The organism is Laspinema olomoucense D3b (genome assembly GCF_025370785.1).
In the GTDB taxonomy this organism is placed as follows: Bacteria; Cyanobacteriota; Cyanobacteriia; order Cyanobacteriales; family Laspinemataceae; genus Laspinema; species Laspinema olomoucense.
The window spans coordinates 92,278-111,536 of record NZ_JAMXFA010000002.1; the positions used below are offsets into that span (position 1 = coordinate 92,278).

General features: G+C 49.0%; 15 protein-coding genes. 9 read left to right on the forward strand and 6 right to left on the reverse strand.

Annotated elements, in window-relative coordinates; all coding sequences use genetic code 11:
* Window positions 1-211: 211 nt before the first annotated feature.
* On the forward strand, window positions 212-2,242 hold the full coding sequence (tkt, locus tag NG792_RS01680; protein WP_261201501.1) for a transketolase: 2,031 nt from the start codon (window positions 212-214) through the stop codon (window positions 2,240-2,242).
* A gap of 654 nt (window positions 2,243-2,896) precedes the next feature.
* On the opposite strand, the gene NG792_RS01685 is transcribed toward tkt, so the two are convergent.
* Window positions 2,897-3,232, reverse strand: coding sequence for a WGxxGxxG family protein (locus NG792_RS01685; RefSeq protein ID WP_261234275.1), 336 nt, complete (start codon window positions 3,230-3,232; stop codon window positions 2,897-2,899).
* A 184-nt stretch (window positions 3,233-3,416) separates the two neighbouring features.
* Between NG792_RS01685 and NG792_RS01690 the strand changes: the two genes are divergently transcribed.
* A complete protein-coding gene (locus NG792_RS01690; RefSeq protein ID WP_261234276.1) occupies window positions 3,417-3,581 on the forward strand; it encodes a hypothetical protein in 165 nt (54 codons plus the stop codon).
* 286 nt (window positions 3,582-3,867) lie between these two features.
* Here the strand turns inward: NG792_RS01690 and NG792_RS01695 are convergent, their stop codons facing one another.
* Complete coding sequence (locus NG792_RS01695; protein ID WP_261201497.1) at window positions 3,868-4,149, reverse strand: hypothetical protein; 282 nt, start codon at window positions 4,147-4,149, stop codon at window positions 3,868-3,870.
* A 140-nt stretch (window positions 4,150-4,289) separates the two neighbouring features.
* On the opposite strand from NG792_RS01695, the gene NG792_RS01700 reads away from it, so the two are divergent.
* The 4 genes from NG792_RS01700 to NG792_RS01715 all read left to right on the forward strand — a co-directional run bounded on the left by NG792_RS01700 (window position 4,290) and on the right by NG792_RS01715 (window position 12,124).
* Window positions 4,290-6,710 carry a sucrose synthase gene (locus NG792_RS01700; RefSeq protein ID WP_261234381.1) on the forward strand — a complete coding sequence of 807 codons (2,421 nt, stop codon included), beginning with the start codon at window positions 4,290-4,292 and terminating at the stop codon, window positions 6,708-6,710.
* A gap of 916 nt (window positions 6,711-7,626) precedes the next feature.
* Window positions 7,627-11,058, forward strand: a complete 3,432-nt coding sequence (locus NG792_RS01705; protein ID WP_261234277.1) for a Calx-beta domain-containing protein — start codon at window positions 7,627-7,629, stop codon at window positions 11,056-11,058.
* 162 nt (window positions 11,059-11,220) lie between these two features.
* Window positions 11,221-11,784: a peptide deformylase gene (def, locus tag NG792_RS01710; protein WP_261201493.1), complete on the forward strand. Its 564-nt coding sequence runs from the start codon at window positions 11,221-11,223 to the stop codon at window positions 11,782-11,784.
* A 139-nt stretch (window positions 11,785-11,923) separates the two neighbouring features.
* Window positions 11,924-12,124 (forward strand): hypothetical protein, encoded by a 201-nt coding sequence (locus NG792_RS01715; protein WP_261201492.1) that lies wholly within the window; start codon window positions 11,924-11,926, stop codon window positions 12,122-12,124.
* Between the two features lie 63 nt (window positions 12,125-12,187).
* Here NG792_RS01715 and NG792_RS01720 read toward each other — a convergent pair whose 3' ends face one another.
* Together NG792_RS01720 and crtH are read right to left on the reverse strand one after the other, a co-directional pair.
* A complete protein-coding gene (locus NG792_RS01720) occupies window positions 12,188-13,474 on the reverse strand; it encodes an endonuclease/exonuclease/phosphatase family protein (protein WP_261234278.1) in 1,287 nt (428 codons plus the stop codon).
* Window positions 13,475-13,681: 207 nt separating this feature from the next.
* Window positions 13,682-15,208 carry a carotenoid isomerase gene (gene crtH, locus NG792_RS01725; protein WP_261234279.1) on the reverse strand — a complete coding sequence of 509 codons (1,527 nt, stop codon included), beginning with the start codon at window positions 15,206-15,208 and terminating at the stop codon, window positions 13,682-13,684.
* A 525-nt stretch (window positions 15,209-15,733) separates the two neighbouring features.
* Between crtH and upp the strand changes: the two genes are divergently transcribed.
* From upp to NG792_RS01740, 3 genes are all read left to right on the forward strand, one after another.
* On the forward strand, window positions 15,734-16,384 hold the full coding sequence (upp, locus tag NG792_RS01730) for a uracil phosphoribosyltransferase (protein ID WP_261234280.1): 651 nt from the start codon (window positions 15,734-15,736) through the stop codon (window positions 16,382-16,384).
* 215 nt (window positions 16,385-16,599) lie between these two features.
* A complete protein-coding gene (locus NG792_RS01735) occupies window positions 16,600-16,932 on the forward strand; it encodes a ssl2009 family thylakoid membrane protein (protein WP_261199941.1) in 333 nt (110 codons plus the stop codon).
* Window positions 16,933-17,280: 348 nt separating this feature from the next.
* A complete protein-coding gene (locus tag NG792_RS01740; RefSeq protein WP_261199942.1) occupies window positions 17,281-17,568 on the forward strand; it encodes a YggT family protein in 288 nt (95 codons plus the stop codon).
* Window positions 17,569-17,692: 124 nt separating this feature from the next.
* Here the strand turns inward: NG792_RS01740 and NG792_RS01745 are convergent, their stop codons facing one another.
* Window positions 17,693-18,193 (reverse strand): FxLYD domain-containing protein, encoded by a 501-nt coding sequence (locus tag NG792_RS01745; RefSeq protein ID WP_261234281.1) that lies wholly within the window; start codon window positions 18,191-18,193, stop codon window positions 17,693-17,695.
* Between the two features lie 164 nt (window positions 18,194-18,357).
* Window positions 18,358-19,224: a shikimate dehydrogenase gene (locus NG792_RS01750; protein WP_261199944.1), complete on the reverse strand. Its 867-nt coding sequence runs from the start codon at window positions 19,222-19,224 to the stop codon at window positions 18,358-18,360.
* Window positions 19,225-19,259: the final 35 nt, after the last annotated feature.

The following is a 19,259-nucleotide window of genomic DNA, read 5'->3' on the forward strand; positions in this document are numbered from 1 at the left end:
TCACCTGAACGGTTAAGCCTACAGATAGCGGCTTTCATTCTCAATACTCCCTCCTTGTCACTTGACCCTTGCCCATCGATCCGGGTAATGGGATCATGGGATTACCTGTTTGGGGCGATCGCGACGGGGTAACTTTCGCTCATCACCCCCAATCGTCCTCCATTACCAGACCAAGCTTAGACAACAGACCCTCATTTACACAAAAGAAACTATGGCCGTATCTGCTCCTACCAAACAATCTCTCGAAGAACTCTGCATCAACAGCATCCGCTTCCTGGCGATCGATGCTGTGGAAAAAGCCAACTCCGGTCACCCCGGTTTACCAATGGGTGCAGCGCCGATGGCGTTCGTCCTGTGGGATCAGTTTATGCGGTTTAACCCCAAAAACCCCAAGTGGTTCAACCGCGATCGCTTCGTCCTCTCTGCGGGCCACGGCTGTATGCTTCAGTACGCCCTCCTGTATCTCACCGGCTACAGAGGCTTAGAGTTAGAGGACCTCAAACAATTCCGTCAGTGGGAATCCAAAACCCCGGGTCACCCCGAAAACTTCCAAACCGAAGGCGTCGAAGTCACCACCGGACCCCTCGGTCAAGGAATTGCTAATGCTGTGGGTTTGGCTGTGGCTGAAGCCCACCTCGCCGCCAAATTTAACAAACCCGACCTCACCATCGTTGACCATTACACCTACGTTATTTTGGGTGATGGCTGCAACATGGAAGGGATTTCCGGCGAAGCTTGCTCCTTAGCCGGTCACTGGGGACTGGGTAAACTGATCGCTTTCTACGACGACAACCACATCTCCATTGATGGTTCCACAGACATCTCCTTTACTGAAGATGTCAGCAAGCGCTTTGAATCCTACAATTGGCACGTCCTCCACGTCGAAAATGGTAACACCGACCTGGATGCCATTGCCAAGGCGATCGCCGAAGCTAAAGCCGTCACCGACAAGCCCACCTTAATCAAAGTCACCACCACCATCGGCTTCGGTTCTCCCAACAAAGCGAACAGCCATGATGTCCACGGTGCAGCCCTCGGTGCATCCGAAGTCCAAGCCACTCGCGACCACCTCGGCTGGAACTATGGCCCGTTTGAAGTACCGGAAGATGCCCTCGGCCACTTCCGCAAAGCGGTCGATCGCGGTGCTAAATATGAAGAAGAATGGAACAGCCTCTGGACTCGCTACAAAGCTGAGTATTCCGAAGAAGCTGCCGTTTTAGAACGGATGATGAGTGGCAAACTCCCCGATGGCTGGCACAAATCCCTCCCCACCTTCCAACCCGGTGAGAAAGCCGATGCCACCCGGAACCAATCCGGTGCTTGCTTGAATGCGATCGCTGGAGTCCTCCCCGACTTGATCGGCGGTTCCGCTGACTTAGCCCCCTCCAACAAAACCTTGCTGAAATCTTCCAAAGATTTCCAAAAAGGTGCTTATGAAAACCGCAACGTCCGCTTCGGCGTCCGCGAACATGGCATGGGCGCAATTTGCAACGGTATCGCCCTGCATGGTTCCGGTTTAATCTCCTACGGTGCCACCTTCCTGGTGTTTACCGACTATATGCGCGGTGCCATTCGTCTGTCGGCCCTCTCTCAAGCTGGGGTAATCTGGGTCATGACCCACGACTCCATTGCCTTGGGTGAAGACGGCCCCACTCACCAACCCATCGAGCATATCCCCTCTCTACGCGCCATTCCTGACCTGATCGTGCTGCGTCCGGCAGATGGCAACGAAACCTCCGGTGCCTACAAAGTCGCGATCGAAAAAGCCAAAGGCATTGGTGCAGATCATCCCTATCCTTCCCTATTGGCCCTGTCTCGCCAAAACCTGCCCAACCTGGAGGGAACCTCCCTTGAAGGCGTTGCTAAAGGCGGTTACATTATCTCCGATAGTGAAGGCACTCCGGACATCATCTTGATCGGAACTGGCGGCGAACTCTATCTGTGCGCCGAAGCGGCTGAAAAGCTCCGTGCACAAGGGAAGAAAGTCCGTGTCGTCTCCATGCCTAGCTGCGAACTGTTTGACGAACAAGACGAAGCCTATCGCGAATCCGTGCTTCCCAAAGCCGTTAAGAAACGTCTGGTTGTAGAAGCCGGTTCCAGCTATGGCTGGCATCGTTACTTCGGCGACCAAGGTTCCTCGATCAGCGTCGATCGCTTCGGTGTCTCCTCTCCCGGTGAGATCGCCTTAGAACGGTTTGGATATACAGCCGATAATATTGCTGCCAAAGCAGCGGCACTTTAAGTATTTTATACAAAAAGTGTAGGGGCCTATTCCTGGCAATAACCCCCTAATTTTATACAAAAAGGCTCTCTAATCCTAGGGAGCCTTTTTATATAAAGTCCGGTGGATTAACCTCTTCTCCCCCGTACAGCCCTAAAAAAAATGGATTATACCTCCCTCTCCTCTTAAAAGAGGTGGGGGGAAAGGGAGTTAGGTCAGGGGGGATGAGCCAGCCAACATGAGATGATTATGTCTTTCCCAGCCCGATTCGGGATCCAGAATGTTCGGGTCAAACACCCCATTTTCGGCCCTTTAAAAACCCGATAGATTCCATTCGGATTGCTCAACCCTGCAGCCAGTTAAAATCAACCTAGGATTGAACTTTGAAAGCCGGTATATTGGCTCATACCAAATCCGGTTGGTAAAAGTAGGTTTTCGCTTTTAGCCCGCGCTTCTCGGGCTACCCTTCACCGAAGCCGCTAGCGCGTCTACGTCCGTATAGACCCACCCTTGAGGGTGTGGGTTTTTATAGACCTTTGCCAACCGCATTCCGTATCAGAGGCCACCCTGGGGACCAGTCGCCTCCAAAAACAAAATGCGGTAACATCAGACAAGATGCTACCGCATTTATAACTTGATTAAAACTTAGGCAAAAATTGCTCGCTTTTTTTAGGTTTAGCGATAAGTCGTCGAGGACCGACCAGTCACTTCTTCGCGATCGCGAGCCGGATCGGCATAATAAGTAGGGGATTCGTGGCGATTACGACCGGCTAAACCAGCCAGACCCAGTAAGCCTAACAAGCCTAGTAAGCCCCAATCTCCATTATCATTATCTTCTTCGACACTTCGAGTCCCTTCGCGGGTCTCATAAACCTGTTGAGTTTCATTTCCTTGGTTCGTGTCAGTTCCGGGGCTCGATTGAGCAGAGGCCGGTAAAATGGAAGGCGCGAAAGCTAAACCTGCACTGAGAACAGTGGCGCTTAAAATTGTGGACAATTTAGAACTCTTCATAAAAAGCAGTCTCCTTAAAACATTGCTTGCTTGTAACCAATTTATCTACAATCACAGTAAGGCGCATCAATCTTTAGATGTAAACTCCGTTATAACTCAGTTATTCCTGAAGAAATAGACAAAGGGGAAAACACAGTATATACCGTAGGAAAATGCCCTCAAACTTAAAGCAGGAGAAAGAAAGATGCTCTGGCTGGAGGTCTGGCGATCGCCCACTAAAATCCGGATTCTATGGGTTGCACAGCAGCACCCTCAAAGCTTTCTAGCCCTGGCATTGGAGGGCGAGAAACCCGGCGATCGCCACCGCAGAGGACCTCTGGATGAGGGTGCAATTTGCCCCGGGATTTAAACCCCTCCAGAAATTCCTCGGGTTTACATCCGAGGTTATCTCCAAATTAATCCCCTCTAGGGTTGATATCCCTAAAAAAACTGGAAGCAGATAAAAAAAATTAGCGCTTGAAAACTGAGAATCCCCCCAAGATGAGCTATGGTTTCCGATAAAAGTGGGGGTTCCCATGTCATCAAATATAGACAAAAAAACCTAAAAGGATAACAACCCTCATGCCCAATTCTCTTAAGCTCGCCTTAATAACGCCAATCGGTTGGGGGGATTAATCCTTTTTGTTGCCAGCGGTCTAATAAAGTAGGCGGGGCCAGCACAACTCAGGTTTTAGGCCCCCTAGAGCATCCCTGTAGAAGCGTCGGGCATTAATATAAGTGACCGGAATTTTCTCCGGCAACTTGGAAAAATAGCAGTCCTGAGATTGGGGTGAGTAGACAACGGGGTCACTCAAGGCAAAATAGGCTCGTGAAAAAGAGGCTACTCCAAAAGCGATCGCCCACCGCAGCGACAGACAATTGGACCCGATCGCCTCGGCAACCGTGACCCCTCCTGCGAGATCGCGTATAATAACCAATCAGTTGATAGTGCTTCATCCACAATATCCAGTGTCAATCGGGAGATATCTTCCTCTACAGACAGAGGCGATCGACATAGTTATGACCTTTAATTTGAGTGAAAACACATTCACTTGTCGAACGTAGTAAGGAGTATTGGATGTCAGACTTGATAGAAGCCGTCCTCAAAAGTGACGAAAAAATCGATCTGCGTCAGTTTGCCAGCGAATTACGCACCACAGGGCAGCAGTATTTTTTGAGAAATGATATCGTCCGTGCCTTCTCAGACTACTGTACACACCATGAAAAGCCCTCAGATTTTTATCACTCTTCCCATCTCGGAAAACTGATTTTATATACCCAGGAAATCATTCTGGAAAATGAAAGCCTCTGCATGATTATCCGGCCTAAGATTGCCTCTCAAAAAATCTTTCGGATCTTAGAGGACCTGACCGTAGAGGCCATGACCGTGCAGGAATTGCTAGATTTGCGCGATCGCCTCGTCAATCACCACCACCCGAACGAGGGGGATGTCCTAGAACTGGACTTTGCCCCCTTTTACGACTATTCCCCCATCATTCGCGACCCCAAAAACATCGGTAAAGGAGTCCAGTTCCTCAATCGCTACCTGTCGAGCAAGTTATTTCAAGATCCAGAGCAGACCCTCGAACTCCTCTATGAATTTTTGAGTCTGCATCAGTATAACGGGCTGCAATTACTGATTAACCAACGGATTAAAAACCGGCGGGAATTGTCCCAGAAAGTCAAACAAGCCCTCTCCTTCGTGGGCGATCGGCCCCGAGAAGAATCATTTGAAAACTTCCGATTTGACCTACAAATCCTAGGATTTGAACCCGGTTGGGGTAATACTGCTGGTCGCGTCCATGCCACCCTAGAAATTCTCGACGAACTCATCGACTCCCCTAACGATGCAGGACTGGAATCCTTCATCTCCCGGATTCCCATGATCTTTCGCATCGTCCTCGTCTCCGTGCATGGGTGGTTTGGTCAAGAAGGCGTGCTCGGACGACCCGACACCGGCGGCCAAGTCGTTTATGTCCTGGATCAAGCCCGCAGCTTAGAAAAACAACTGCAAGAAGAATTTAAACTCGGCGGCTTGGATACATTAGGCGTTCATCCCAAAGTCGTCGTCCTGTCCCGGTTAATCCCCAATGCCGATGGCACTCGCTGTAACGAACGCCTCGAAAAAATTTACGGCACCGATAATGGCTGGATTCTGCGAGTTCCCTTCCGTGAACAGAATCCTAAAATGACCCAAAACTGGATTTCTCGCTTTGAAATCTGGCCCTATTTAGAAACCTACGCCATTGATGCTGAAAAAGAACTCCTAGCCGAATTTCAAGGCAAACCCGATTTAATCGTCGGCAACTATTCTGATGGAAACTTAGTAGCATTCCTGTTGGCACGTCGCCTAAAAGTCACCCAATGCAACATCGCTCATGCCTTAGAAAAATCTAAGTATCTCTTCAGTAATCTCTACTGGCAAGACCTGGAAAGTCAATATCACTTTTCTCTCCAGTTTACCGCCGACTTGATTGCCATGAATGCTGCCAACTTCATTATTAGCAGCACCTATCAGGAGATTGTGGGGACTCCCTCTAGTGTGGGGCAGTATGAATCCTACGCCTGTTTTACCATGCCGGATCTGTATCATGTGGTCAACGGCATCGAGTTATTTTCTCCTAAATTCAACGTCGTCGCCCCTGGGGTGAATGAAACGGTCTATTTTCCGTACACCCGCACCCAAGACCGCATCCCCTCCAACCGGGAACGACTGGAGGAACTGCTCTTGACTCTGGATGACCCCACTCAAGTCTTCGGAAAGCTGGAAGACCCTAGCAAGCAAATTCTGTTTTCCGTAGCCCGTCTGGACCGGATTAAGAATTTGACGGGTCTTGCCGAATGTTTTGGCCGCAGTCCAGAACTGCAAGAACACTGTAATCTGATTCTAGTGGCTGGGAAATTGCGGCCAGAGGAGTCTACGGATACGGAAGAAATCAGCGAAATGCAAAAATTGTATGGCATCATTGAGCAATACAATTTGTATAATAAGATTCGCTGGTTGGGAGTTCGACTCTCTAAGAGCGATTCTGGGGAATTGTATCGGGTGATTGCTGACCATAAGGGCATCTTTGTGCAACCGGCTTTATTTGAAGCCTTTGGCCTGACTATTTTAGAGGCAATGGTTTCCGGTTTGCCCACCTTTGCCACCCAGTTCGGGGGTCCGTTAGAAATCATTCAGGATAAGGTGAATGGATTCTACATCAACCCCACGAATTTAGAAGAAACCGCCGAGAAACTGCTGGAATTTGTGTCCAAACATCAGCAAAATCCCCATTATTGGGAGGAAATTTCCCAACGGGCGATCGAGCGGGTTTACACCACCTATACTTGGAAAATTCATACCACCCGCCTGTTGTCCCTTTCTAAAATTTACGGCTTCTGGAATTATACTTCCAAGGAAAATCGTGAGGATATGTTACGCTACTTAGAGGCGTTATTTTATCTGGTTTATAAGCCCCGTGCTCAGGCGTTATTGGAGGAACACCGGGGCCGATAGGTCAGGCATTAAACTTTTCCTCAGATAAGCATTCCCGTTCTTGGGAATCGGTGAGGTTTGAACCTTGAGAATTAAGAATTAAACCCTAATCAGGATGATTAGATTAATCCTTAATTCTCAAGTTTAATTCCCTCTTCCCTTACCCCTGGATATATCCCGGCGCCCTACCCCGCTCCTCTTACCGAATCTCCCCTCATCATCCCTCACGGTTCCAGGAGAGCAATCATCGACTAACCCCCCTCCCCGTTCCTACTTTGCCTTACAATTCCAGAGTCGGGTTCTCACTAAAGTATTTAAAAATTCCCATAAAAGCGTGAGCGCAAAAAAATCGACTGTTGCCCAACTCTTTGAGCCGCCACTGATAGCTATTTTAGGAAATTTGGGTATAATCCCAAAAAACTGACTGTGAGCCAAATCCAGAAGGCTTCAGGAAAAATCACTTGTTCCTCCTCCGGACTGGGAATTGTAAAAACCGTCGGGAGGGGGTCGTTCCCGATCCGGGGACTCAGAATAAAAGAGAGTAACCTAGGGGTATCCTCTCAGACGCCAAAAATTAGCCAATGACTACCATTTACATCTCGTAAATATTGGTCTATGGTGCTAAGGGTGTATTTCCATCCAAAATGGGGACGGCCCATGATTCTCGGGTTCCTCATCTTCGGTTCGATAAGGCACTGCCATTGTCCAATTAGAGGGAATGGGTGCATTGTAAAAACCCAATCGCAAAAACAGGAGGAGGGTGCAAGTTTTATTGAATTTATCTTGAGTGCATCTGAGTATTAGTGAGCGATCGCCCATGTAAAGAAGCGATGACAACCCCTACTTTTTAATGATCAAGCCGAGCGATCGGTCCTAAAAAACTCCGAGTGATGAGTTTAGTATTCCCCAAAACTATTCTGTAGATAGAGTTCCCAAAATGGCAGAAATTAGAGACCCGAACAATCCCCAGGCGACGAATCTCCCCGGATCCAACCTACCCGGATTAGATGAAAGCGATCCCCTAGAATCCTCTCGAACTTTAGAGGAAGAGGGAATTTTTTTAGATTTATCCTTACGGCAAATCATCCAAGGCCAAGGCGGAGATGATACCCTTATTGGTTCCCTAGCCGACGATACCATCGTTGGAAACCCAGGGAACGATACCCTCTATGGGAATGCAGGCAGTGATAGTGTTCAAGGAAACCAAGGCAGCGACACGATCGCAGGCGGTCCCGGCAACGACTTCATTCAAGGCAATAAAGAGGACGACTTCCTCTTCGGAGACTTAACTCGCGACGGACTCCCTCTCCCCGAAGGAACTGGTAACGACTTCATCCTCGGTGGCATCGGCAATGACCTAATGTTCGGTAACCAGGGTGACGATAGCCTCGATGGAGAAGGGGGGACCGACACTATTTATGGCGGCAAAGACAACGACTTTATCATTGGTGACGCAGGGGAAGACTTCCTCGCAGGCGATGATGGCAATGACCTGCTCTATGGTGGCCTGGACAATGATATTCTCGTTGGTGGCCTTGGTATCGATACCCTCTACGGGGAAGACGGCGCCGACATCCTCAATGGCAGCGAAGGCAACGACCTTGTAGTTGGCGGTGCCGGTGATGACATCCTCTATGGCGACGACCTCACCGCAGAATCCTTTGGCGCAGGAAACGACATCGTTTACGGAAACGAAGGCAACGATATCGCCTACGGTGGCTCCGGCAACGATGTTCTATTTGGCAACGAAGGCAATGATAACCTCTTTGGCAACCGAGGAAATGATGTCCTCTATGGGGGTCAAGGAGATGATACCGCCTACGCTGGACAAGATAATGACCAAGTATTTGGCGACAAAGGAAATGATGTCCTCTTTGGCAATCTGGGAAATGACTTCGTAAATGGTGGTGAAGGCAATGACCTCCTCCTAGGCAACGAAGGTAGCGACCTCATCGACGGCGGTTCTGGAGGCGATATCATTTACGGCGGTCAAGATAACGACACCATTCGAGGCGAGGATGGAGATGACCTGCTGTTTGGGGATAAAGGCGATGACGTAATTTTTGGCGGCGTAGGCAGCAATACCCTGACCGGCGGCCAAGGGTCGGACCAATTTGTAATTTCCCCGGGATTGGGATTCTTACAACAGACGCGAAACTTAATTACCGACTTCACCGATGGGCAAGATTTCCTACTCTTAGCCGATGGCATCACTTTTGATGATCTCGACCTCCGCCAAGAGATCGACGCCAACGGGACAGTTAATACCGTCGTTTTGGATCGCCTCACCGGCACCGTGACCATCTTGCAAAATGTCAGTGCCAGCGCGATTACCCGGGATGATTTCCTACCCCCACTCGCACCGCCACCGCCTCCGCCTCCACCGCAGGCAGCGCCACTCCCAGACATCCCCACCCCTCCGATTGTCAATCCTCCAGTAACCCCGGGACCCGGACCCACCGAACCCGAACCCGAACCCGAACCCGAGGAGAGTGTCATTCAATTTAGTAATGCCACCTATCGCATTAATGAAAATGGGACTCCCGAAGCCATGCTAGTCACGGTGACTCGCGGCAATAATACCGAAGGGGTGATTAGTGCCGATGTGGTTCTTCAAAGCAATCCGGGAACTGCAACAGCGGTAAACGATTATGAGAATTTTGTCCCGGTTACTATCCGGTTTGCAGAGGGAGATACCACCGCCAAACAGGTTGCTATTCCCATCGTTAACGATACCCTCGCTGAAGATACGGAAACGATTAGCTTACAACTGACTAATCTCACGGGTACTGCGGTTTTAGGCAGCCAATCTACCGCGACGGTCGAAATTATCGACGATGATAATCCCGGAGAGTTAGAGTTTGTCATTCCAGCAGAAGGGAGTTTCCGAGTTAAGGAAGATGGAAGCGTAGTCCGACAAGTCCAGGTCCGTCGAGTCAATGGCAGCAGCGGCGAGGTAAGTGCTCAGATCTCTCTGGCTGCCGGTTCAGCGAGTACAAATCCACCGGGACAACCGGGGAATGTGGGAGAGGATTTTGGGGCAGTTACGGTTCCCGTCTCCTTTGCTGATGGAGAGACGGCAACTAAAACCATTCAACTCCCACCTACAGCAATTTTACGGGGGACATTAGGTCAAGTCGATGGTCTCAAAATCGTCAACTTATCGTTGACAAATCCCACAGGGGGGGTAGAACTCAGTACCACTGCAGCACCCCTGCAAATTGAAGATATGGATCAACTGGTTGTCAGTCTTGAGGTGACTCCCCCGGGAAATGAGGCGTTTGAGGCCCAGGGGGCCCTGCAAGCCCCGGCCACCCGAGAAGGGGTGTTTACGATCGCCCTGCGAGATGCCAATGGTGCTCTAGTCCCTGCTCCTGCCGGGGGCTTAACGGTTTCCTATCGGGTTGATACCACAGCACCGACAGAACCCACCGATCCAGAAGTAGCAGTCGAGGGTCAAGACTACAATGCCGTCTTCAATAATGCACCCTTCACTTTGGCGAGCAATACCGTCTTCATTCCCGAAGGATCTTCCACGGCTACCATTACTATCAATCCCACGGACGACAGTTTGCCCGAAGGGAAGGAATTCATTAAGGTCATCCTGAATGAAACGGCTGATTACAACATCGCCGCTGACAAGCAAGAAGGGGAAGTTATCCTGATCGATAATGACTCACCGATTGTCCGCATCAGTCCAGCCACCGGACGGATTAAGGAAGGCACAAACCCCCAGACTGTCTTGACCATCTCGCGAGAAGATAGTGTTGGTAATCCCATCACCTCGGGAGCTTTGACCGTCAATTATGGGCGGGGCGGAACTGCGGCCAATGGTGTAGACTATGACCTGTTGACTGGGCAAGCCGTGATTCCAGATGGTCAATCGTCAATCACCGTGACGGTTCGGGCTTTGGATGATAGTAATGCAGAACCGGATGAAACGGTCCGCATTACTCTGCAAGGGTCAACGGAGCCCACCCAGGTTTATGAACTGAAAGAGGGACAAACTCAGAGTGTGGTTACCATTGAAGATAATGAGACCCCTCAAATCAGTGTAGTGGGACGGGCTGCGGATGTCTTGGCTGACCCTCCTACGGGTAACCAGTTCCAATTTATCCGCTTTGGTGATAAAGCCATCCCCCTGACGGTGAATTATACTCCCGCTGGGACGGCTGTAGCTGGCACGGACTACACGGCATTACCTGGCACAATTAGCTTTACTGCGGGACAAAGTTCGGTGTCGGTTCCGTTAACTACTATTGACAATCCGAATGATGCCAATGCCAAGGTTACGGAGATTCAGATAGTAGATGGCGCGGCTTACGATCTAGGGTTTGCTCCTACGGGCAATTTGCTGTTCTTAAACTAAGAAGACAGCCTATTGGGGTTAACGGCTGTTAACCCTGACCTTTTTAGCCCCAGTCTCCCTTACTTAGGGTAGGGGAGACTCTGCGGCTTTTGTATCAATAGGTTAAGATCAAAATAACAAGCCTAGATTAAAACCTAGCCGGAAACCGCACCCCCTAAGTTCATGAGTTCTCAAGTTCTTGTCGAAAAGAAAAAGTTAGAGCATCCACCTCGGGATATTCGTTATCTCGGCGATCGCGATCTGCGTCAGTCTGCCAAGCGCGTTGCTCAAGTGGATGCGGATATCCGCCAACTGGTGCGGGAAATGCTCCAGAGTATGTACACGGCGGATGGCATTGGATTGGCGGCACCTCAAGTCGGGGTCCACAAACAAGTGATTGTCGTTGACTGTGATTTGGAAAACCCTGCAACTCCCCCCCTGGTCCTGATCAATCCGGTGATCAAGAAATTCGGCGGCGATGAATGCACCTATCAAGAAGGCTGTCTGAGTATTCCCGGTGTTTATTTGGATGTTAAACGCCCTGAAATTATCGAAGTGGCTTACAAAGATGAACGGGGACGTCCTCAAAAAATGACGGCGAATGGAATCGTCTCTCGCTGCATTCAGCATGAGATGGATCACCTCAATGGTGTCCTCTTTGTCGATCGCGTGGAAAATCACTTGGCGCTAACTGAAGAACTTGCCAAACAAGGGTTTTCGACGAAAGACGTTAAATCCATGCTTTAAGAAAGAGTCAACGGTTAACTATTAGGGGTTAACCGTTTTTTTGGGCTTCAATTGTAACCCCGGGCGGTTTCATTGACCCTTAGTAAATCTCCACAGACGTAGTGATACTGTAATCATACTTTATTGGTCAGGGTTTCTCATGTTCATGTCTCCCAAAACTTCCCTCTTTCTCGGCGCTTCCTGCGTGGCGGCGATCGCCTCGGTGGGTTCGATTTTTGAACTCTCCTCCGGACAACCGGAACTCGGAACCCTTCCCACGGGTATCATTCTCGCCATTAGCGTTCCTAGCGTGGTTTTATTCTTCCTCGCTGCAGTCCGGGATGCCCGGTCTTCCGGCTGATTGGCCCCTCTCTCGTCGGGTTTGGCAAGTTTCCTTTTTAAGGTAGGGTGGGTCCTCTCTACCCTACTCCTTTAAAACCCCTAAATCTGTCACTAGGGGTAGATGATCTGAGCCAATATTAGGTCCTTTTCGAGTTTTAAAAACTTGAATTTCTCGATTGACGAAACAATGATCGATGGGGATGGAAAGCAGTGGGTTAAAACTAGGCCAAGTGGGCATGATTCCAAACCCTGAACGTGCATTTTGAAGGTGAGCATTTTGGACAAACTCCCTGTAAATAGGAGACCAGAGGCTGATATTAAAATCTCCTAGAACTAGGGCTGGGTTGTTTAAAGGAGCCACATAATCAGCAATCGCTTCTAACTGCTGATTTCGATTTTTAAAGAGGTTTTTTGAAAGGGGAATATTAGTATGCGCCACCACAATCGATAAGACTTTTTCCGGCAAAGATATTTGGGCGATAACCCCTCGTTTTTTGAAGTCTAAACTCTCCTCATAAACCCGTTTTAAGGGTAGGGAACTATACAAAGCTATATCTCCTTTTAATACGGCATAAGGCAGAATATCCCGTAAGGTTTCTAACTGTTCCTTCCATTCCCCTTTCACCTCCATAAATGCAGCAATATCGGGAGTTTCTTGGCGGACAAAACTTAGTAGTTTTTCGTAATGTTTATTTTGGAATAAAAGGTTGGACTGCAAAACTTTGATGGGAATTGAAGATTGAACCGGGGTGGCGATCGCTGGATTGGCCCAGTACCAAGGCGCAATTTCTGCAAAATTTATCAGAATACAAATTAAACTAACAATAATCCAAGGCTTACGCCGTTTAAAAGCAAAATAAAATAAGCCAATTATTCCCCCTATCAGATATTGCAGTTTAAAATGAGAAGTTAAATCGAGGAGATAGAAAAACTGGCCAAAATATCCCAATAGAGAAAGCAAAATTACTCCACAAACCCCTATTTTAAACCCATGCCTGCCTAAAAATTGAACTACTGGAAAATTTGGAGTTTCATTGTGTAAAACTACCCACTTGAGTTGAATTTTTAAAGGGTATGAAAGAGGTAATTTGTCAATTTCTGCTAAGAGTTGGTCGGTGGGTTCTAATTGCCTGCGTTTTTGATAAATTTTTATCCAGACTGTATCCATGCACCGATTAATCACCCCATTCACGACTAAACCCACCGCGACTAAAAAAAACAGTCCTCCCAATAATTGAAACGGTCCGCCTAAGTTCTGTAATCCAGACCAAATTGCTGAATTTCCGGTTTTTCCAGTAGCCTGCATACTGAAAAAAAGAAGTAACCCCGGGACAGCAACAGTCATTCCGGTAATTATTAATTTATCCATATTTTTTAGGGTTTAAACTTCGGAGTAACTTGCTAAATATTGTAGTGGTATAGGGTCTCAAAATATTTACAAAAAATTTTGTAATGTAGCCCTAAACTTCCGTAGTAATCCAGTCTATTTGATAATTCCCTGATTGCCCAAAGTAATGGCAGTCGCCATTACTTTGGTATCCCCAAAAGCCTAATCGCTTCGCTTACTTTTCTGCTCTTACAATCCCAAATCTACCCCAATTCTATGGGCGCAGGCAAACCCAGAAAAAGCCACTGCATTTAATCCTTGTCCTGGGAATGTACTATCTCCCACACAGTACAAACCAGAAATTGATGTTCGATTAAATGGCATTCCCAACAATCCTAATAACTTACGTCGGGGAATCGGTCCATAAGTCCCATCCACCCGATTTAAAAACCTGCGATGCGATCGCGGTGTTCCTACCTCCATATAATCCAATCCCGCATCTAAACCCGGAAAAATCTCTTCTAAACGCTCAATAATTCGTCCTGCTGCTTCTTCCTTTTTCTCTTCATACTCTTCAGAAGACATTCCCTCCCAATCCTTAATCCAACTGGGGGTAAAAGTATGAATAATATGATATCCGTCCGGGGCTAAACTCGGATCCAAGAGGGTAGGAATCGACACGAATATTGTCCCCTCGGGTTCTTCCATCTTCTGCCACTGGTCTAAAACAATATGATGACAAGCAGTATCCCGTGGCAATACCCCCGCTTCTACCCCTAAGTGCAAACTAATAAAACTGGGGGATTTGCGATAGCGACTGCGCCAATTTTCTTCTTTCCCAGGCAGTGGGCGATCGCTCAATAACTTGTCAAAAGTATCCCAGCGCGTGGCATTCGACACAATCCGTTTGGCCCGATATTGCTCTCCTGTGGTCAATTTTACCCCCACAGCCCGTCCTTTTTCCGTAATAATTTTATCCACCCGAGATTGATAGCGAATGCTACTTCCGGCATTCACTAATCCTTCGGCTAATTTCTTAGCAATTTGTCCCACGCCGCCTTTAGGATAATTAATTCCCCCATAGTGGCGATCGGAAAACACCATCCCGGCATTAATCATCGGGGTCATTTCTGCTGGAACTACGGACCAGCAATAGCATTCGATATCGATAAATTTCAGCAGGGCCGGATCTTTGATATACTTGCGGGCAATATCTCCAGCATTCAGAGGGAGATATTTGACTAACCCCAAACAGGCGAGGGGATGCTGGAAAAACACCTGGGTCAGATAGCGCGGTTCTTCCAGGGACAGTAATGGCATGGCATTGAGGCAGTTGAATACTTTCCAGCATTCATCGTAAAATTGGCGAATCCCCTCCCGTTCATGGGGAAAGCGACTGCTTAGTTCTTGCAAAAATTTCTCATAATCCCGATGAACTTCTAGGTCCAGTCCCTCCGGGAGGTGATAGTGGATTTGAACCGGATCGGCTACGGTTTCTAGGTGGACATTGACTGCATTCAGGGCGCGAGTCAGCAGGTTCGTGGTGCCTTTGTCCCCAAATCCGAAGATCATCGAGGCCCCTTGGTCAAAGCAATAGCCGTTGCGCTCAAAGGATCCAGAACTGCCTCCCGGAATGGTGTAGCTTTCCAGGACTAGGACCTTGGCTCCTTTGGCAGCGAGTTGGGTGGCGGTAACGAGTCCGCCAATGCCAGAACCGATAACGATAACATCGAAATTCTGAGTTTGGGGTGAGGTTGAGGTGGAAGCAACTGCCATGAGTCGAAGTCTTGCGATCGCCTAAAGGGTTATGAATGGGAGAGCTGAACACATTGCACTGCACCCACATCTGCACCCCAATTCGATTTGGAGGACAACGGGATGTAGGTTTTAGAGACAATGCCACAAGCTATGGGGTTATTGTAAGGGAAATTTTAGGTCAGGGGCGCGTTGTGTTAGTTATTCTCCCCCCCCAAGGAATTAGGGGAGCAAGGCCCCAAGCTTTGCGCCCACCCCCCAAAAAGAAATACGGGACTAGCCGTTGCTGACCAATCCCGCCTGCCGATCCTTTTTGAGAGGAGAACACTTTAGTAATCTCAATATAGACTTATTGAAAATATTTGTCAATACTTATTGAGAAGTTTTTTCATAAAAATTTTCAAGAGAATCTGCAAGTTAACAACAGGTAACGGAGTCTGGGGCACAAAACGATCGCCCCTCGATGAACTAAGCAGACGCGGAAGGCAGTACAATCGGTCTGGTCTCCAACCTAGAATTAAGACAAGCGATCGCCTGTAAAAGTCCATGACCATACAAATGCGAGTTTATGTGCCGCCGCATCCGTTGATCAAGCATTGGCTTGGGGTGGCGCGGGATGCCGGAACCCCACCAGCCTTGTTTCGGAGTGCCATCACCGAATTAGGACGCTGGCTGACTTATGAAGCCTGTCGCGACTGGTTGCCGGTGGTAGAAACCACCATCGAAACCCCCCTGGCTCCTTGTCCCGCAACCTTTGTGAATCCCGAAGTGCCGGTGGTGGTAGTGCCGATCCTGCGGGCGGGATTAGCCCTCATGGATGGGGTGCAACCCGTGATCCCCTTGGCAGCGGTGTATCATCTGGGGATGGTCCGGGATGAAGAAACCCTGGAAGCGCGATGTTATTTAAACAAACTCCCGGCTCAAATTGATCCCCAAACCCGAGTGCTGATTTGCGAACCGATGTTAGCCACTGGGGGGACAATTATGGCAACAATGGCGATGCTCACCGAGCGCGGGGTGGATCCGGGGCTGATTCGGATTTTGTCTGTGGTAGTGGCATCCCCAGCTTTGCAAAAATTGAGTCAAGCCTATCCGAGTTTGAATATCTATACCGCTTGCATTGATGAAAGTCTCAATGAGAACGGTTATATTGTGCCCGGGTTGGGAGATGCAGGCGATCGCGCCTTTGCAACTTGAGTCAAGCCGACACACCTGCCACGCCTTCATGAGCCTTGACAAGCTGCCGGTGTGTCGCGCTGCCGAGGTTTTCGCCGGAACTCAAGATGAGGAGAGTACCCGCCCCTATGTGTTATTATATCGAGCATGAGAGGGGTTCCGGGACCCGAGATTCCCAGGGTAGAAATTAATAAGCCACAAGTGAAAGAAGCAGCAACTCTAGACAGGGTAAAGCAATGAGTAATCGAGATAATTTTGCAGGCGGATTTTTACTGGGAACGATTTTAGGTGGCATCGTAGGTGGAGCGATCGGGGCGATCGTCGGTGCAAAACTGGCAGAAGATAATAAGCCACCGGAAAACGGGAACCGTCCCGAACCTAGACCCCGAAAGCTAAAAAAACGTCAGTTTGCCGAACAAGCTGGCATGGAAACTGCACGGCGTTCTTTGGAAAACAAAATCGCTCAACTCAATGATGCGATCGATGATGTGCGGCAACAACTGAGTCATGTGAACGGGGCTGTAGTTGATGAAAACGAGACCCTTTCACCTCTGACGGAAGAATCCTAATCCGATTCCGAACGTTGCCACAACGAGGAAGCCAGTACAGTAGTACAGTAGGGATGAGAAACCGGGTTTTTTGAACAAATTTCTGCTAATTCCCGAGAAATCTAGGCAAAAACCCGCTTTCTGGCCCCCTGGATGAGAACCCGGGTTTTTTTGCCGAATTTCTGGTAATTTCCCATAAATTCACAGAAGAACCTGGTTTTGAGTCCCCTGGGTCTCATATTTCTGTAGCGATCGCCCGGTTCGCTGGCGATTCGGAAACCCGACTGCCTAAAAATTCGGCGATCGATTACACTAAAAACAAGGCTCGATAGAGCTTAGAGTTCCGATAATCCAAGCCAATCAACCATAATGAATCCCGCACTAGACTTAATTTTCAGCACCCTAGCTGCATTCTTTCAAATTTATTTCGTCCTGTTGATCATTCGGATTCTCTTAAGCTGGTTTCCCAATGTCAACTGGTACGATCCACCGTTTTCCATTGTCAGTCAGCTAACCGATCCTTACCTCAATATTTTCCGTTCTTTTATTCCACCATTAGGGGGAATCGACTTCTCCTCCATCTTGGCAATTTTGCTTTTGCAATTCGTCTCGGGGTTCTTCGGCAGCTTATCAGCCAGTGCAGCATTGGGTTTTTAATGCCCCCGAGGGACCCTTTCCCTTGGGAACTTCCAAGTCCCCGGTTACTGAGGACTACAAAAGCGGCGAGCTCAGACTCGCCGCTTTTTGTTGATAAAGAGGGGGGAGTAAGAAGAGATTCAGCTTAATCGAGACTATCGAGACTATTCTCATAGAGTAACGGTTTGACCTGCCCGCTAAATCCCCGCGCCTTGAATTTGTCTAATTTGAACGGCGTGGGGAGATTCGCTGGAACAGAGATTCTGAACTCAAAATCGCTATTTCCTGGGGGAACGGACTGAATATTGCCGATGCGGGTCCGATTGGGCATGATATTGTTGCCATTGGCATCATAAATCACGCCAAATACATCAGCATCATAAACGGGTTTACCGGAGGTATTTTTAGCAGTCCCGCTAATGATAAAACAGTTGGCAGCGCTCATATCGCCACTGGCTACGATGCCCTCGGAGAGTTCTTCACCACAGTCTTTGTAGGCGATATTGGCAATTTGGATATCGGTCAGGGCTAAAGCGGGAGGACTAAACCAGAACAAGCCGATCGCGATCGCAATGGGAAGAATTATCCTCCTCAACGGGAAGAAGCGCCCGGTTTTAGGGAGGGAGATTTGCAGAAATTTGCTCATGAGAACACCTCGGAATAGGGGATAGTTAGAATTAAACACAATTAACGATAGGCGGGATTTTCAACAACCAAGCTAAAACATAGCTTACCGCGAAGCAGGGCCTAGGAAAAAACGCTGGGGTGAGGGTTTTAACCCAGGGGTTGGAGGGGGTTAAGGAAGAGGGATTATCCGCGTAAATGCTGACGGAGTGCTTGACCCATGATATCAACGGGCACGGGGCGATCGAGCCAAATTTGCAAGGCGGCAGCCCCTTGTTGGACTAACATTTCTGAACCATCGATCGCCTCTGCGCCCACTGCCTGCGCCTGTCGCAAAAATTCTGTAGGACTTGGGGTGTAGATGAGATCATAGGCGATCGCCCCCTGGGGGAGGGTTCCTAGGAGGTCTGGGGTCACCGGCGAGTGCCCCACATCCGGATACATTCCCACCGGGGTGGAGTTCACCAGTAATCCCGCCTGGGGTATGAGTTGTGGCAGTTCTGACCAGTCATGGACCGAGAGATTGACCAGCCAAGGGGAATCCTGCCAACTGGTTTGAAATGCCTGTAATTTGTCCAAATTCCGGCCCACAACACAGATTTGGGCACAGCCTAACTGGGCTAAACCGGCAACTACAGCCCGCGCAGCCCCCCCGGCCCCTAAAATAACGGCGAGGGTTTGATTCCAGGGGCGATCGCAACTCTGCAACGGGGCGAGAAATCCTTCCACATCGGTATTTGTGCCTGCCCACCCAGTGGGAGTGCGCCAGACGGTATTCACCGCCCCCACCGCCTGAGCAACGGGAGAAATCTCCGATAACAGAGGAATAATGGCCTGTTTGTGAGGGATGGTAATGCTAAATCCGCGCACCCCAATGGCAGCAAAACCGGCAATAGCGGTGGATAAATTGGCCGGGGCGACTGGCCAAGGTAGATAGACAAAATCTACCCCCATTTCGGCGATCGCCGCATTGTGCATCACCGGAGAAAGGGAATGCTTCACCGGATAGCCGATGACACCGAGTAATTGAGTTGTTCCTGTAATAGTTGGCATGGGCTAAAAAAGCGGATTCCTGACACCTGTTCGTG